This window comes from Natrialba asiatica DSM 12278, assembly GCF_000337555.1.
GTDB classification, from domain to species: Archaea; Halobacteriota; Halobacteria; order Halobacteriales; family Natrialbaceae; genus Natrialba; species Natrialba asiatica.
In genome coordinates this window covers 102,976-117,112 of sequence record NZ_AOIO01000041.1, presented here as the reverse complement: position 1 = coordinate 117,112, position 14,137 = coordinate 102,976, and the positions used below count along the sequence as shown (strand labels likewise).

10 protein-coding genes are annotated in these 14,137 nt (G+C 53.6%); 8 read left to right on the top strand and 2 right to left on the bottom strand.

Annotated elements, in window-relative coordinates; all coding sequences use genetic code 11:
• The first annotated feature begins 22 nt into the window (after positions 1-22).
• From C481_RS20110 to C481_RS20095, 3 genes are all read left to right on the top strand, one after another.
• Positions 23-949: a bifunctional DNA primase/polymerase gene (locus tag C481_RS20110; protein WP_006111189.1), complete on the top strand. Its 927-nt coding sequence runs from the start codon at positions 23-25 to the stop codon at positions 947-949.
• The gene (locus C481_RS20105) at positions 942-2,477 is read left to right on the top strand and encodes a primase-associated protein (protein WP_006111188.1); all 1,536 of its coding nucleotides are present in this window, start codon (positions 942-944) and stop codon (positions 2,475-2,477) included. Before C481_RS20110 ends, C481_RS20105 begins: the two co-directional genes overlap by 8 nt.
• Before the next feature lie 2,108 nt (positions 2,478-4,585).
• The gene (locus C481_RS20095) at positions 4,586-4,801 is read left to right on the top strand and encodes a hypothetical protein (protein WP_049904801.1); all 216 of its coding nucleotides are present in this window, start codon (positions 4,586-4,588) and stop codon (positions 4,799-4,801) included.
• 193 nt (positions 4,802-4,994) lie between these two features.
• Here C481_RS20095 and C481_RS20090 read toward each other — a convergent pair whose 3' ends face one another.
• The gene (locus C481_RS20090) at positions 4,995-5,258 is read right to left on the bottom strand and encodes a type II toxin-antitoxin system RelE family toxin (protein WP_006111185.1); all 264 of its coding nucleotides are present in this window, start codon (positions 5,256-5,258) and stop codon (positions 4,995-4,997) included.
• Entirely contained in the window at positions 5,251-5,538 is a 288-nt protein-coding gene (locus tag C481_RS20085; RefSeq protein WP_006111184.1) for a ribbon-helix-helix domain-containing protein, read from the bottom strand. The genes C481_RS20090 and C481_RS20085 overlap by 8 nt, the downstream gene beginning before the upstream one ends.
• Before the next feature lie 788 nt (positions 5,539-6,326).
• Here C481_RS20085 and C481_RS20075 point away from each other — a divergent pair.
• The 5 genes from C481_RS20075 (at position 6,327) to C481_RS20055 (ending at position 14,133) form a co-directional block, all read left to right on the top strand.
• Positions 6,327-7,208 carry a DNA-binding protein gene (locus C481_RS20075; RefSeq protein ID WP_049904811.1) on the top strand — a complete coding sequence of 294 codons (882 nt, stop codon included), beginning with the start codon at positions 6,327-6,329 and terminating at the stop codon, positions 7,206-7,208.
• A gap of 844 nt (positions 7,209-8,052) precedes the next feature.
• Entirely contained in the window at positions 8,053-8,328 is a 276-nt protein-coding gene (locus C481_RS20070; RefSeq protein WP_006111181.1) for a PadR family transcriptional regulator, read from the top strand.
• Positions 8,329-8,421: 93 nt separating this feature from the next.
• Complete coding sequence (locus C481_RS20065) at positions 8,422-8,727, top strand: hypothetical protein (RefSeq protein ID WP_049904800.1); 306 nt, start codon at positions 8,422-8,424, stop codon at positions 8,725-8,727.
• 513 nt (positions 8,728-9,240) lie between these two features.
• Positions 9,241-13,578, top strand: a complete 4,338-nt coding sequence (locus tag C481_RS20060; RefSeq protein ID WP_006111179.1) for an Eco57I restriction-modification methylase domain-containing protein — start codon at positions 9,241-9,243, stop codon at positions 13,576-13,578.
• Complete coding sequence (locus C481_RS20055; protein ID WP_338043634.1) at positions 13,579-14,133, top strand: TATA-box-binding protein; 555 nt, start codon at positions 13,579-13,581, stop codon at positions 14,131-14,133.
• Positions 14,134-14,137: the final 4 nt, after the last annotated feature.

Below are 14,137 nucleotides of genomic sequence, written 5' to 3'. Positions count from 1 at the left end.
CATTCACCGGTGGTAGACCCTTATGACTTGGCGACAGGCAACCCGTGGCGAGGTCTATGCGTACTATACCGAGGAGTTCCCCGAGTATGTAGACCAGTTGCCGCCGTTCATCACACCAACGGCACCGAAAGAGTTCGGGATCAGCTTCCGCGAGCGCCATCCCATCCGCAAAGCGGAGCGCCCCGATCGCGACTTCATTCGACGGCCGACGTGGCGCACTGACTCAGATGGCGAGCCGATTGCACAGAACTTCAGCAACGTCGAAGAACTCGTCTCGTTCATCCAATCTCCCGCACGGTACGACCCGTTCCAGGGGAGTGAATACGCCTTGGCTGATCCCGATCTGCTCGAGAAGAGTGATCCGATTTCGGATGGCGTCTACTACGGGTTGGACAACTGGGACCGATCGTGGGTTCTCGCGGTCGATATCGATGCGAAAGGCATCGCCACAGCACGCGCTGAACGCGAACTTGACGAGAATGACCTCGAGATCCAATCAACAGATGTGAGTCGTGACGACGCGTTGCTCGCCGAATTCGAGATTTGTGACGCCGATCCGAGGGGGTATCCCTACTCGTTCGAGGACATCGACCGTGCGATCGAGTACGGCTTCGAAACACGAGACCTCTTCATGGATGTATTTGCTGCCGAGAAGACGATGGTCGTCTATTCCGGTCAAGGCGTCCACGTCTATCTGCTCGACAACGAGCTTGAGTACGGGTATGACGAGAAAAGCCGAGAAGTGCTCAACGATCTCTTGCTCGAGCGTTATGAGATCCCGATCGATCCCGTTGTGACTGCCGACCGAAGCCGTCTCCTTCGCGTGCCCTACTCGTTGCACGCAGAGGTCTGCCGTGTCGTCCAGCCGATCGAGAGCCCAGCGTTCGATCCCCAAACGGAAGCCCGACCACAGTTCCTTGAAACCGAGCGTGAACTTACCCATGATTGATCCACGAGAGACCGAGCGAGACGCCTACCTCGCTGCAGCGATCCCTATCAACTACACTGACAGAGAGATCGTTCAATTGTTCACCCGCGGGTACGACCGCTACGTCGTCGATAATACGCCAGACCGAGAGACGCTGCTTTCGGATATCGAACAGTTCGGGACTGCTGCGTTCAAGAGTTCCAAGCGTAACCGTCCGCTCGAGTACCCATTCGTCGACGAGCCCGCAACGCTCGTTTTGCTGGCTACTCTCAGTTCAATCTGCGTGAGCGAACAACCTCGCTTCGAGGACACGCCGCCTCGGCAGAACCAAGTCCTTCACAACATCCGCGAACTGTTCGCGACTAACCTCCTCGCACTTGTGCATGAGTACGACGATCCAACGCTCTACCAAGAGATGGCTGAGGTCCTCTACGCGAAAGGCCCCAGTCAGGACGGTCCCCACCCGGGTCGCGTTTGTACGGACGTCAAACCGATGCCCGAATTCGACGAGGAGGTGACTGCCGATACCGAGTACGATCTCTACGTCGAGATCCCAATGGCGGCTGCCTCTCGAAAGTGTCTCGCTCGAGCATCCACCGAAGCGACGAGTGCCGACGAAACGGGCGAGATTCGAACGCAGGTCAAGGACAATCATCTCTACGTCCCGCTCGACCACCTCCATGACACTTATCGATCGTACGGCAAGCGGTGTTTTGGCCGGCTACAGGCAGTCCAAGAGGATGAACTCGGCGAGCCACAACGCAAGTGGCTTCGAGAGCACGAAACTGCCATCACCGAGCGGACTGACTACGCCCTCGAGATCGGCCACTACGAGAAGGTGTGGAAAAACTGGGATCAAGGCGAGCAGATCGTCCGACTGCTCCGAAATGCTGTGCAAGCATCACCACACACTCAGATCGGTGAGTTTCATACTGCTCAGGAGTTGTCCGATGCTCTTGAAGTATATGAGCCAGAAAACGAGAGTGAACGAGCCCAGCTCACACAATTGTCGACCCCCCGAAGTGTAGGGAACTCGCTTGCAGATCACTTATCGCATCGATCGGTGACAGTCGATCGGGGTGACCGCGTCAATACGTATCGAATCGGCCACTCGGGCGGTGGATCGCGGCCACTCGAGATTACGGAACTCGAAGACCTGTTTGAACTGCCTTGTCTTGCTGCGATGGATGAGCGACTCCAAGAGGAGAAACCGGTCCGAAAAGACCTCTTCAACCTCGTTCGGATGGTAATGTGGCTCCCGCAGTACCGCGAGAAATCCGTCGACGCGATCACCGATGAACTCAAAGACCTGTTCAGCCGGTGGCCATGGTTTGATCCAGAGATCTCTGCCTACCAGATCAAGTACGAAGCCCGACGGGGCGATCGTGGAATTGGCCCCGACGGGAACACACCCCTGCCAATGAATTGTAATAATGACGATATGCAACGGTACTGTATTGGCAAAGAGCAGTGCCCCTACTCAATTTATGGTAGCCTTCCATTCCCCGACGATATGTACGACCAACTCGAGGAAACCGACCCCGTTTAGTATAGCGATGAACTCCCTCGGATCCAACCCTCTCTTTAGCCCATTCATTTCACAACTATACAGAGGATCTTAAAACCGGATTTGGCGCTATTCTACTAAATCAATATAATATCTGGAATACATTAATTACATATACTAAACAGGAGATAAAATCACGTTGCGTATTATCTGAGCCTTCGTGATGGAGAAATCAGCAGATAAGGGATATTCTTCTAAGAATGTGATATCGAACTGTCCCTTCTGCCGTTCTTCAATTTGAACATTGAAACTCAGAATCGACTGAGTTGGGTGGCTGAAACTCCCCGTTGCGCGTTTTTTGACTTTCGTGCTTGAAATTTTCACTTGTTGCGCGTGTTGTTACGGCCTTAGATATGTGCAACGGGAATTTAAAATGATTTGAGTCCGCAAAACTGGTCGTGAATGACGAAAAATCGTCCAAAGGAATGGGGAGGTATGCAGAAACAGAGGTGTGCGCGACGGGGAATGAGACGTGGAGAGTCAGAGAGCAGGGTAGGTAAATACATCAGGATATGGAGAATTAGATAGGGGGTGTGTTATGACTCGAGAATGGTGGGATTGAGTTGGGTGTAGAAGGGTGGAAGGTAGGGGCATAACAAGGGGGCGGACGGAAGGAGAATGAGAGAGGAGTGAGAAGCATTTTCAGAATACGATCAGTGGGGGACTGGAGAGCGGTAGAGAGGTGGGTGAGGGAGAGGTGTGAAGCGAGGTGATAGATATAAAAGAAAGTTGAGAAGAGAGCAGAATGTGAGGGGCCAATAGAGAAAGAAGAGGGGTGGGAGAAGTAGAGAGAGGATGGTGCTCGAGAAAAGAGAGTGAGGTCTGGAGAACGAGTGAAGGGCGGAGAACAGGGTAGAGGGTGGTGATCGGGTGGAGAGGAGTGGGGCAGGAGACTGAAGATGAAGCTGAGGCATGGGGAGAGAGGAACGTACAGGTTAGGAGCCGGGCGTGACAGGGAATGTGGAGAAGGACTCGAGGATAGAGCGGACCTGGAAGAGGTGGTGACGGAACGTAGGTTGTTCTCCTCAAAGAGCGGATAGAGGCAGTGGGCGAGGACGTCGGCGGTGAGATTGGACTCGAGGGCGGTGGTGAGTGAAGAGCAGCTAGGAGGACGTCAGGGTAGATAATCGTGATGGTGGTGTACGTAGAGTGGCAGGGAAGACGTCAGGCTAGGCGATCGCGAGGCGGTGTTGTTCGCCCACCTGAGAGTGGTAAGCCGGATATGAACTGGACAGATCAACACCAGACGGAAGACGCAGAGGACGACGACCAGATCCTGAGCGAGGAATTCGACGACTGGGTTCGAGAAGGAGCAGCGCTAGGTGAGGAAGACGAATCGGAGGCAGACCAAGCTGATACCACAGTGGACGAAGCCGAGAGTTCAGCCGAGGATAGTGAGGTGAGCAGTGAGGGTGACCAGGCCAGGGTTGCATCGACGAGTTCAGGTACTGTCTCGAGGCAGGGGTCAGACAAGCCACTGATGATGGACCAGTGTCCGCGGTGTGACGGTCGCGAGCTCGCTCGAAAAAGCTCGTGTACGAGGAGTTCCACTACAGCGAGGAGGGCGAGCTCGAGGGGCACCAGAACAGAGCTCGAGCCGAGTTCGAGTACACGTGTCTGGAGTGTCAGGAACGGTTCCGCGAATTGCCGAGGGGTGCGCGATCGTACTACTCGGAAGTGGCGGTGCTGGGGCAGGATCTGCGACGAGCGATCCAAGTACAGCTGCGAGCATGGGGCAGTTCAATGAGATCCTGGATCCGGAAACCGTACAGAAGGTAGGGAGTCGGTGCGGTTTGAGTGAGTGGGAGGACGGGAGTGGTGAGATGAGGTGAGTATGGCGAGCGGGACGACGGGCGGACCGCACCGCACAGTACCGCCCTCCCACGATCACCCGCCCACCTCCAGGTTCCGGGCTGCTCGCTCTCTCTCTTCGAGCTCGCTGTGCTGCCGGGCTTTCCCCCAGTGCAGGGTGCCATAGGTTCTTCTCAAAGTTAATTTCTCTCGACACACCAGTGAATCAGCTGGTATGTAGGTGGGCAGACTGTGCGAACTTCGCTGTACTTTTCGTTGCCGGTCGCCAACAGAGCGTAATGGGTATTCAAAGCTACTTTGAATCCGATCTCCGGTTCTACTATGCGGTTGGTGGGTTCGTGATACTGGTTTTCATAAGCGGGATCGCTGTCTCGGCAATATTGGAACTCGCCGTCATTGATCAGCGGCTCATTCCGCTCATTATCGGATTCTTCTTGTTCATGTTCGTCTACTTTATCTCGGTAAGCGTTCAGGCTCTCGAACCGGATTCGTGACGCGGTCATTTTTGAATATACTGTTCGCTCCTTCACCTGTACATAACACGGAGTCTTCTTGAAGTGATTCGAACTGAAGCATCAGCTCATTATGCAAGAGTGCGCACTGAACGGTACCTCTCCTCAACAACTGTCTGTCGCCCTCCGTAAAGGAAGTAATTTTCGCACCCCGATACTTTCGCATTAAGGGGCGTCATGGGGGAAGGTGCCGGTCATACACGTTCCGTCGGTGACCAATCGCCTCGACGATGAGAACGTTATCGTCGCGATCCCATGTGATGATCGCTCGGTAGTCGCCGGCGCGAAGTTTGTAATATGGGTAGCCGGAAAGACGCTCGAGTCGGTGTTCGGTCCAGTCAGTCGCCTCATCGACTTTATTCATCACACGATCGGCGACTTGCGGGTCAAGGTTCTCAAGGTGGCCGATCGCTTGCTCAGTGTACTTGACGTCAGTCATTCAAGCCGAGGCGCTCGCGAACGTCGTCGGCTGATTGCGTTTCGCCCTGCTCTCGCTGCTCGCGGCTCTTTTCAAGTTCTTCAAGCGTCTCATCAGAGAGCCTCGTCGGTGGATCGATCCAGTCGCGGAGTGCGTCGCGGATCGCTTCCGACCGTGAGGTATACCCGCGACGCTCGTACTCCTCGTCGATCTCCTCGAGGAGCCGGTTTGGAACCCGGACGTCGATTTTGCTGGTGCCGTTGCCGTTCCCTTCACCGGCATCGTTAGTGTCAGTACTCATTACTCTGTGAGACGTGCGTCTCACAAATAAATGTTTGCTCTATACCTAACGCGTTTGGTCTGGTGATCTTGCTTTTTGAGGGCAGACCGAGTATTGTGCAGTTGAAACAGCCAGTACCTCTGGGTGACGATCGAGACAGCAGTCCGAGTGTTGGACAACTGAGATCGGCCTGGCGGGGATGCGACGTGGACGATCGATGAGTTCAATATTGGTGGTGAACGGGACACTCGAGAAGAGAGGGAGAAAGGAGTACACTTCTACCGAAAGCCCTCGGCCGCTCGGCATCCCGCGCCTCGCTGCGCGCCTCACTCCCTCGCTGTGCTCGGTCGTTGCGGTGCTTACGTCGGCGGGGGACGGCCGAGACGTCCTCGCCCTTTCGAAGCCCGCCAGGCTGTGCTAAAGGTGGGGATGCTGTAGCTGTCCCTCAACTGGTGTGAACGAGACGGCACGCCCCGCTCGCCTTCCCTCCCTCTGCATCGCTCGCGACCGACCATTCCAGGCTGCTCGCTCCCGGTGGTCGCTGTGCTGCCGGGCTCTGGTTTCGACGCCAGCGGGTAACCGCGAGGGGTTGCGCGGCGTCGCTGCTCACCCCCCACGGTTACTCCGCTGGACGCTCGCGCCGGTCGTCTCGGCGCGCGGTGCTGGCTGGTGGGGGTGAGTGTCCCGCTCTACTCGCGCCTCAGGGGACCTGAAGGCGCGAGCGAGAGCGGTTGCAGGAGATGAACATAGTTGGGACTCAGAGGTGTTGGAGTGAAGACGCGTTGGAAAGCGCCTTCGGGTTACAAGCAATGAGTTCTACGAACTTCCAAGATGAAAAAACTTTGGATGGATCGAGTGTCAACCAAGAGGCGGCTGCGGAGAAGACGGACGCAGGCGTGGCGGTGGAAGACGAGTTCGCGGAAGACATCGTGGATGAGACGCTGGAGTTCCAAGCGTCGGTCGATCAGGAGATCAACACGAAAGTCGAGACGAACCACCCAGAAACGGTGGTTGGACGCGAGGAGAACGAGTTCGGACACCTGCCACTGGCACAGGAAGAGCGGATTCGGGCTCGAGAGGAGGAACTCGAGTTGATCAGCGCAAGGGCGACGTTCGGAACGCAGGAGGGGCGAGAGAAGCGGACGAGAGAGGTCGTAGTTGAGCAGCGCCGAGAGCGGCGGGTCGAACGGGTGGACCCCCGTTCGGAGCTGGAGCAAGAGCAGTTGGCGGCGGTCAACAAACAATCGGTGCGAATCACGGAGACGGTGCGTGGGGGTCCAAGCCGGGCGGCAGTGAGCCGTGGACTGGCGGAGAAGATGACGGACGGGACGTCGATAATCGATGCAACACTCGAGGAGATGGACGAAGTGAAAGCGGAGTCGGGAACGATCGTCGACATCGCAGACGTGCCGGAGGTGGAGGCAGGCGAAGTGGACGTGGAAGGCGAGATCATCAAACTGTGGGAGCCCTCGCAGCCGTCGATCAGCCAGGTTGGACTGATCGCGGATGAGACCGAGAAGATGAAGTTCACGATCTGGGAGAACTCCTACCAGACAATAGTGAGCGAGGGAGAGACGGTGCGGATCAGGAACGCGGCGAAGAACTGGCACAACGAGCGATGCAGCCTGGCCGTGACCGGCTGGAGCCGCCTCGAGTTCCCCGAACGCGGGCAGTGGTGGACCCAGGAGTAGGCGAGACAGCTCTCTTTTTTGTGTGTTCGACCACACGCTCGCTTCGCTCGCGTCCTCCCCAGCCTCCTCCCTGCGGGGCGCACTCGCGTGCGCCTCCTCGGTCGTCCCTCGCACGTTCTGCGCGCTGAAACGCGCATTCATCGCGCGCCACCGCTGGCACGGCTCAGAGAGCAATACGGAGCTGTCCAGTCGAGCCGCACTCACAGCAGTAGAGAAGGCAGAGACGAGACCGCTCGAGTAGCTGCTCAGTTCGACGCGATTGTGGCGTTGTTCGTCCCTCGCGAGGGGGAGAGGGACCAGAGATGACTGGACAGACAGCGCGCAGGAGTCGATTGTTGAGTTTGCTCTGTCGAATAGGGGTACGGCGTCGGGGAAGACGTGCTACAGCCACGAACGAGAAGTCGAAGGACAATATCTTAGAAATCACTCTTCATTCTTACCCCTAAGCCAGATAGGTACGCTATCCGCAGTTGCTAACAGGGTGTCATAGAAAAGTTCCCATACCCCCTTTGTGACTACCTGATAAACGGTAAGTACAGGCGAAGACGTTCCCGCGACGAGCATCTGCGAACGAAGTGAGCAGTTCACCGCCGAAGCGGGCAAAGCCCGCGGAGGCGGCCTTTTTAGCGTAGATTTTTGCGCCGAGCGGTTCCGAACGGAGTGAGGAATCCCGAGGCGGAAAAAGGTACGTAGGCGAGTGTAGTGAACGGATAGTTCGAACCAGATTGGGTGAGAATAACGTCATGCGGATCGTTCTATGGCACCCTTCTACCTTCACAGTGCGAAGACATACAATTCTCCGTGGAAAGAAGTCAAATGCAGCATCGTTGAATACTCTCGTAATATGGATGACCTCACCGGCTTCCAACGAGACCTCCTGTACGTGATCGCAGGTGCCAACCGACCGTCTGGCCAAGATGTCAAAGAGGAGATAGAGGAGTACTATGAGAGTGAAATTAATCACGGCCGGCTGTACCCAAACCTCGACACGCTTGTCAACAAGGAGTTGGTCGAGAAGGGCGAACTCGATCGACGGACGAACTATTACGCGATCAGCGACGCAGGGGAGCAAGCGATGCAGGATAGACAAGAATGGGAAGATCAGTACGTCGAGTTGTAGTCCAACCCATATTCGTTCCTTCGAGAACGTTGGAAATTTCGACCGTTTTGCCAATGAGAAGGCTTATACTGGCAAAATTGAGTCTACCACTGTATGCCAAGTGGGAGAACGATGACAAATATTGTTACAGTAATCGGTCGTGGAGTGCCATCCAACTACGAAATTAGCGTCGATGGTGATATCGAACCAGTTGAGGCTGACCCGCTCGAGAAACCCACAGTGGTCTCGGAACATGCTGTCGAGGGGACGATCGAAACTGGAGTCCAACGGTTCCGGTTTTCTGGAGAACTGGCGAACGTGCATGTTCTCGATTGGAACGGAACCGCTGCATCCGAATCACCGAGCACACCGGAAGTCCACATCGATTACGGCGTCCCCAGCCGGAAGAACAACAGCTAAACTGGCAGCGCGATCTCGGTTCACTAAATCCTAAATCCTAAATCCTAAATCCTACGAGTTGTCTGAGAAAGCGCTTGCTGCTCGAGCGGTGGGCCCATCTGCACGGTCTAGTTGTTCCCGGTAGGTCCTATTGCTGTGAGCGCAACTGCTAGTCGCAGCCACGATCCAACTCGGTAGTGATTGAGTAATCGCTGGGGGTCCGGCGGCCAGAACAGTACGCTGCCTAGGGGTCGTCGGGATCACTGTATCGCTCTGGCGGGAGGATTGTCTCGAGAAATGCGTCGGCGGCGTCGAGGAGCGTCTGATTCTCTTCGATGACAGTTGGAACAACGGAATCGCGGCGTTCGGAAGTAGTCTGGAACGATAACGCCAGACGATATCCGTTCTTTCTGCTACTTATGTATCAGACAATCAAAGTACCAAACTTTGACCCTTAATGCCAACACCGCCGATGTCGTTTCTGATCTTCAGTAATTCTATGACCTTTCAATTACGTAGCTACGGTTAACGCGAATGAGTCAGCTTACTATCACCGACCGAGCCTACCAAAACTCCAATCTCTTCTCAAGCCACTACCTTGATGAACGCATAAGACACCGTCCCGAATGGGATTGCGACAGCGAAGCAGAAGAGGCTATGAGTGAGCTTCAATCACTCTATCAGTTAGAGGGAGATCTCGTTGAAGGCTACAAAGAAGACGCACTGATCGACAACTGGATCGACGAAGTACTCGACATCCTCGGCTACGGCACCCAAGTCGAAACCACGCTACCAGAAGGCCACGGCTATGTTGACATCCTTCTCTTCGAAAACGAGGAGAAAAGACGAGACGCAGCGCTGGTCAATATAGATACCGACGACACGACAGACCTCTTCAACCAAGGCATTGGAATCGTCGAGGCGAAACAATGGGATGCAGACTTCAATGTCCGTTTCAGCGAACAACGCCCTTACAGAGACGCATCCCACCAAGTCAAACACTACCTCGAGAACGTTGGGGACATCGAATGGGGTATTCTTACTAACGGTAGGAAATGGAGGCTATACGGCACTAAAGACTACGAGACCAAAACCTACTACGAAGTCGACTTACCCGAATTGCTCAGCCAAGGTGATCTGGAGCAGTTCAAATATTTCTACCTGTTTTTCCGGCCAGAAGCACTCCGTGGGGCATCAGGCTCCACTTTCTTGGAAAAGGTTTGGTCTGAGAGCGAGACAGCATCTCAGCAGCTGGGCGAAGACCTTCAAGACAACGTCTTCACCGCATTACGAGTCCTCGGACACGGCTTCATCGAGTCGAACAACCTGGACATCGACCCAGATAATACCGATGGCCTAAACGAACTGAAAGAGCAGTCACTAGTGCTGCTGTACCGCTTGATGTTCGTCCTGTACGCTGAATCTCGGAACCTGATCCATCCTGAAGGGCAGGACGCAATCAAAGAATATGAGAACAACTTCAGTCTGGACCAGCTCCGATTAGAAATCCATGATACAATCGGGGAAGTGGACCAAGGGTTCGAAAACGAGTACAGCGAGCACTCCACAACGATGTGGCGGCGACTCGAGGATCTCTTCAGACTGATCGATAAAGGTGAGGAGTCACTGGGGATACCTCCATACAACGGCGGATTGTTCGACCGAGAGAACCATACGTTCCTTGCTGAGAACTCGGTCAGCAACCGGCACTTGGCTGAGGTCATCTACAGGTTGTCGACCACCGAAAACAGTGAGGGCCGGTATGTTTTAGCGGATTACGCAGACCTAGATACTCGGCATCTCGGAAGTGTGTATGAAGGCCTGTTGGAGCACCAGTTCCGGATCGCTCCTGAAGATTACGCGGCAGTCGAGGAGGATGGTGGCCAAGTCTGGAAGCCTGCGACCGAGGTCACTGTAGCTGACGCAGTTGAAACCGTTCCTGAGGACAGCCTGTACGTTGTCAATGATGAAGGCGAGCGTAAGGCCACAGGCGCATATTACACTCCAGACTATGTGGTGACTCACATCGTTGAGGAAACTGTTGATCCCTTAGTCAATGAGGTCCGAGAGGATTTGATCGAGCAAGGCTTCGAACCAGGAACACAGGAGTACTTAGGGCCGTTTCTCCGCCATGTAACCGATCTGAAGATCTTGGATCCTGCGATGGGGAGCGGGCACTTCCTCACCAGGGCGACCGGCTACCTCACAGAACAGGTGATGAACGAGGTCCGAGAGATTGAAACCGAGATGGGTGTTGCGTTCGACGAGCAACACATCCGCCGGGAGATCGCCAAAGAATGCATCTACGGCGTGGACCTGAACGGGATGGCTGTCGAACTCGCAAAACTCTCAATGTGGCTCGATACCCTAGCAGCTGACCGCCCACTCGCCTTCCTCGACCATCACCTGAAGACTGGCAACTCGTTAATCGGCTCTGATGTCACCGAAGTACTGTCAAACGGGTCGCCCAACAATGATGACGGTCAGATCACCCTCACACAAGCTTGGGCAATAGTCCGCCAGAAAACTCTTGAGCACGTCATGGAGAGGATGCAGGAACTCCTCGAAATCGACAACGAAACCCTGGAAGACGTCAAGTCTATGGAGGAGATCTACGATCAAATCCGGGACGATCCTCTCTACCAACGGCTGTTCAAGCTGACCAACGTACACACAGCCGAACGATTCGATCTAGATGTTCCTCAAGATGCCTATGAGCAAATGGCGGCAGCGATCGATGATGATGACAAATGGAGCGAGATCCAAGAGAAAGACTGGTTCAAGTCCGCACAAGCTCTAAATTCCGATACCGTCTTCTTCCATTGGGAACTCGAATATCCAGAAGTTTTCTTCGACGAAGAAGGTGAGAAACGCGATAACGCAGGATTCGATGCCGTAATCGGAAACCCGCCATATTCGCCAATCCAGCGGCTGCCCAAGCAATTCACCGGCTATTTCAAGTCAGTCTATGATACTGCGATCGGGAACTACGATTTGTACGTGCTATTTATCGAAAAAGGGGCCGATCTACTCAACAATGAAGGGAAATTTGGATATATTATTCCCAACAAAGTATTCCAAGTCGATTACGGGGAAGCACTCCGGAATAAACTAGCCACAAACAAACAGATCTCTGGTATCGCCGATTTCGGATCTAACCAAGTGTTCGCAGGAGCTGCAACCACATACACCACACTACTCTTTTTAGAAGGCCAAGAACAAGAGGAAGCGTTCCCCCATTGGAAACTTGAAGACGATAGCGATCCCGGCACTATTCGAGAACTCGAAGACTCAGATGAATGGGACAAAAACACCTTTGAAAATGAATCGCTCTCTGGTGAGAGCTGGAACTTCCACCGCAGAGAGATACAAACCATAATCAACAAGGCAGAAAGCAAGGCCCAGCCATTAGAAGAAATCGCTGCAGCGATCGGGCGCGGAACCAGCTCCGGTGACGACAGCGTCTTCGAATTGCAAAAGGAAGACCAACACAACAGTATCACAGTTTGTACCTCAGACGCCAAATCCGAGACGTTCAACATTGAAACGGAGGTGCTGAGAAAACCCATTCATTCTACTGACTTCGGAAAATACACGTTCACCGATCCTGAGGACAAATGCTTGATCTGGCCTTATGACTCAGACTACAATCTAATACCTGAAGACGAGTTCTCTACCAACTATCCGCAGGCATGGAGCTATTTGGAAGAGAACCGAGATCTGTTGGAGGATAGAGCAGATTACTCGTACTGGTACGACTACAGTGCACCGCGGAACCTGAGTATCCATGATGAAGCAGAACTGCTAATCCCGCTTCTCGCTGATTCGCCTTCCTTCTCGAAATATCCGGAACCACAATCCGACTACATTCTCATGGCTAGCGGCGGGTTCGCCATCTCCCTTGTGGAGGATACTGACTACTCTGAGCTTTATGTCCTTTCACTTATCAACTCGAACCTGCTGTTCATGTGCCTACAATCGATCAGCAATGTCTTCCGAGGGGGCTATATCACCTGCACTAAGCAATACTTCCAGCAGCTTCCCATTCGGGAAATCCAATTTAACACTCCTGAAGCTGAACGCAAATCTCTACTTGAAAATGCGATCTCCGCCTACGAGTCTGCGTTAGAAACGGGCGATACCAGTGAAGTACTGAGCTTAGTAGAACAGCACATCAACGAGAACAGTACTGACGTCATCCATGACCTGCTCGCATATTTCGCTCAAGAAATAACTGATCTCAATTCACAGTATCAAAACTGCAATCTCTCACTCCTCGACCATCTTGGATCTTACTCAGATGGCCAAACGCTGTCAGAAGTCGGGCTCTCTCAACCGCCAGCAGGCTCGTCAGACTCTATCTTAACTGATACAGCAGAGGACCGTGAAAAGCTCAAAGTTGGAACCGTAGAAGTAGTCCGTGAGTCACCAACCTCTATCGAGATACAGCTGACCGCACGCTACAAGCCGGAAGACGAAGAAGAAGGTGACTATGAGACAGACCAGTGGGGATACACCGAAACCGATCTCAAGCCGGCTCTACAAATCACCGATCTCTCTGAGACTGAGGCAGATTTGATTGAAGAATTTGTGCCGGTAGCCATAAGCGAAGCAGGCGGGTTCGCTAACTTCCGTGAGACAGCAACTAAGACCAATTCCTTAGTGGATCGTCTGCGGAAGCTTACGCTTCCCGAAATCAGTGATATCGAGAGTGGATTAGATAGTTATCTTCAGGTAAAGGATCACGCCGATGAATTGGAGCAAAAGATCGACAGAACAAATGACCTAATCAACGAGATAGTCTATGAACTGTACAAGTTGACTGACGAAGAGATTGAGATCGTAGAAGAAACTGCCAAGCAGAAAGAGTAAATTCGACATATAGATGTTGTCAACGTCGTAGAATCTGGTTCTCTCGACATCGAAATAGAGCTTTCTCAGCTCGTAGATGACTTGGATCCCTCGATCGCCGACTACGACCCTGACAAATACCCTGGAGTCTACCTCCGATTCAGCGACGATGCACCTCTCATCACCATTTACCGTACCGGGAAATACATCGTCACAGGTGCAAAATCCCGGGAGCAAGCACACCAGTACCGAGACCGGTTTCTCAACCTTCTCACTGAGATGGGCGTAGTCTCAGACCCTTCCGACACCCCATTCACTATCCAGAACTATGTCTTCGTAGCCGACCTCGAGAAAAGCCAGAACCTGGAAGCTCTCGCAATCGGCCTCGGCCTCGAACAAACCGAATACGAACCAGAACAATTCCCCGGGCTAGTCTACCGCCCCACAGACGCAAGCTGTGTACTGCTTATCTTCGCCTCAGGTAAGACGATCATTGCCGGGGCAACCAGCGAAGAAACAGCACAAAGTGCATTCACTGATCTGCAAGAAACACTCGAGCAATACCAGCTAAACTAAATCT